The sequence below is a fragment of the Neochlamydia sp. AcF65 genome (assembly GCF_018342435.1).
Lineage (GTDB): Bacteria > Chlamydiota > Chlamydiia > Chlamydiales > Parachlamydiaceae > Neochlamydia.
In genome coordinates this window covers 1-2,879 of record NZ_JAEMUE010000021.1, presented here as the reverse complement: position 1 = coordinate 2,879, position 2,879 = coordinate 1, and the positions used below count along the sequence as shown (strand labels likewise).

The following is a 2,879-nucleotide window of genomic DNA, read 5'->3' as shown; positions in this document are numbered from 1 at the left end:
TATTAACTTCTTCTTCGTTAAGCATATGCAACCTCCTTTTGCTACACTTTCAGTATGTATTAATCCTTCCTTATCTTGCCAACACTTTTATTTACACCCTGAGCAAATCTATTAGAAATTAGGTGATTGACTGAAATTGAAGAGATTTGCTAACTTAATTTCTATGAAAAAATTTACCTATCTTTTGTCTGAAACTTTTATTCCTCTTATTGGCAGTTAGCTGCCAAAATATATACTTTTCTTCATACTTATATTTATCGTTTAAAGAGCAGATAGCAAGGTAAGCTTTCTGCCTATACCCTCGAGTATCAATAGGAATAAAATGAATACAAAATTTTTGTTTGTGAGTACTGGCTTTGCGCTATTTGCTATGTTTTTTGGTTCAGGAAATCTAGTTTTTCCCTTACTCGTAGGTATTGAAAGTCAGGGCCATTATTTAATTTCCTCATTAGGCATTATTTTTACAGGCGTGCTTGTTCCTTTCTTAGGCGTTTTTGCTATGCTTTTATACAAAGGGGAAACCAATGAATTTTTAGGCACGATGGGAAGCTTTGCAAAATTCTGGTTTCCCCTTATTGCTTTATCTTTGATGGGACCTTTTGGTGTACTTGCACGTTGCATTACAGTCGCGCATGGAAGCTTTACGCTGCTTTTCCCTGACTGCTCTCTTATCTTTTTCAGCCTAGCTTTTTGCGTCATCCTCTTTTTGCTCACCACCAATAAAAGTCAGATTATTCCTTTCTTAGGTTCTGCTTTAACTCCTTTTTTACTGCTTTTTTTATTAGCAATTATTTTAGCAGGTATGTGGTATGGCCAGCTACTCGAGCCTTTCAATCCAAACTACTGGCCTGCATTCCACGAAGGAGCTTTGCAAGGTTATCAAACGATGGATCTTTTAGCTGCCTTCTTTTTTTCGACTTTTGTTATAAAGCATCTCTCCGCTCAATTTTCGGCAGCTTCTGATAATAATCAGCTTGTCAAAGTCTTTATAAAATCAGCCTTGCTTGGCGGTGGCTTACTTGCTGCAGTTTACTGTGGACTTGTTTACTTGGGAGCGGCTTTTGCTTCCGATTTGAAGGGAATAGCTCCTCAAATGCTCCTTGGAATTATCTCTCAAAAAACGCTTGGAGCTTTCTCTGCCCCTATTGTTTGCTCTGCTGTTATCTTGGCATGTTTTACTACTGCCGTAGTATTGACCTCTCTTTTTGCTGATTTTTTCAAGCAACAAGTCTGCCGAGAAAGCATTCATTCCTCTCTTTCCCTTCTGTTCACTTTACTTATTGCTTTCGGGGTATCTACCCGAGAATTTTCCGGTATTGCTACCTTTTTAGCTCCTATTTTAGAGACATTATACCCCGCTCTCATCGTATTAACGTTGATCAATATTGCCCACAAATTAGGAGGCATAAAGTTACGTCGATGGCCTGTAATGCTCACCTTTGCAGTAAAGTTATATTTTTTGATAGAATAATAATCATCGCCTTCATATTTGAAATTTTACTTATCAAATAGGCGCTTTGCTTATATTAAATTTTAAGATGGGTAAATATTATCAACAAGAAAGTAGATGAAAAACGTGTGTTTTTTGCTCTCGAAGTTAAGGCTCCTTGGCCTGAAAAATTGCCTAAGGGGCGTGTTTTAGATCCTCACACGCGTCATGCTACCTTAGCTTTTGTAGGAGAAATTTCTCTTTCTGATTTGTTTCAACATGCCTTTCCTCGCCCTTCCTTCAAAGTAGGCCTAGTAGGGGTTTTTAATGAATGCCTATTTTTGCCTTTTCACCATCCTAATGTCGTAGCTTGGAAATTTGATTGGTATGATGAAACTAAGGAATTAAGGGAGTATCGCCAAAAGCTTTTAAATTGGCTGAATATGCATCACTATCCCCTGCGAGATAACCCTAAAGATTGGCTGTATCATGTAACTTTGTCCAGAAAGCCTTTTGAGAAAAAAGAGTGGCAAGCAGCTTTTAAACCTCTACCCATGCTTACGCAATCTCTTCATCTTTATGCTAGTTTAGGTCACTTAGACTATCAGCCTTTATGGTCCCATTCATTCATTCCCCCTTTTCAGGAAATTAAGCATCCTAGTAAGACTGTTTATCTAATTAATGCAGAAAATTTCAATCAGATCTACCAGCATGCGTTTGCTGCCCTAGCTTTTTATCATCCGCCCCTTACCTCTTACTATCATACAAAGAACTATAGTCACTTAAAAGAAATTATTGCCGATTTAAATTTTTTGATTGCTCAGGTAAAAGCTGATCAAGACTGTCCCCTTAACACCCTTCATGTATATAAAGACATCCAGATAAAAGAGTCTATTTTTCAATTTGAAATGATAATAGATAAATAAGTTAAAACGCCTAAGGGTTTTATCTTATTTAATTTTATTTAAAGAGCAGATGTGAGCCAAGAAAGAATGGAAAGATTAAAGGGCAGTAAGATCTTATCAAATAAGAGAGGTATAGGAATCAAGCAAAGGCACATAAGCTTCAATCTTTTCACATGCTCATTGCATGATGAGGTTAAAGTTAGCTCTCTAAGCAGCTCTTTATTAAATAGTGATCTTTCAGCGCTTTTTCTGGCCATCTACTTGATATTTTAGCTATAATCAAGAGTATAAATTTTATTAAGCCACATACTTTAAAGAAACTTGAGCTTGCCTACCTAATTCTTTAAAAGATACTCTCTACTTTGCGAAGATGATTGTATAATAGTTGCCTTTGTATAAAAAGCAGCTCAAAAGCGTATAATAGTTTAAAAAGCAAAGAAAGCTATTTAGTCCAACCTGATTTACCCTAAAAAACTTCATCATTGCATCAATTTTAAAAAGAAAAAATGTAAATTTCCTTTTAATGGTAAGCTAAAAAAGTAGAA

The 2,879-nt window shown here is 36.1% G+C and carries 2 protein-coding genes; both read left to right on the top strand.

Features of this window, described 5'->3' with window-relative positions; all coding sequences use genetic code 11:
* The first annotated feature begins 322 nt into the window (after positions 1-322).
* Positions 323-1,471 carry a branched-chain amino acid transport system II carrier protein gene (locus tag NEOC65_RS01920; protein ID WP_166155008.1) on the top strand — a complete coding sequence of 383 codons (1,149 nt, stop codon included), beginning with the start codon at positions 323-325 and terminating at the stop codon, positions 1,469-1,471.
* 107 nt (positions 1,472-1,578) lie between these two features.
* Positions 1,579-2,355, top strand: a complete 777-nt coding sequence (locus NEOC65_RS01915; protein ID WP_213155551.1) for a 2'-5' RNA ligase family protein — start codon at positions 1,579-1,581, stop codon at positions 2,353-2,355.
* The last annotated feature ends 524 nt before the right edge of the window (positions 2,356-2,879 follow it).

Excerpts from the sequence above, each read along its gene's own strand:
- NEOC65_RS01920 (WP_166155008.1), top strand. The coding sequence starts at position 323 with ATGAATACAAAATTTTTGTTTGTGAGTACTGGCTTTGCGCTATTTGCT.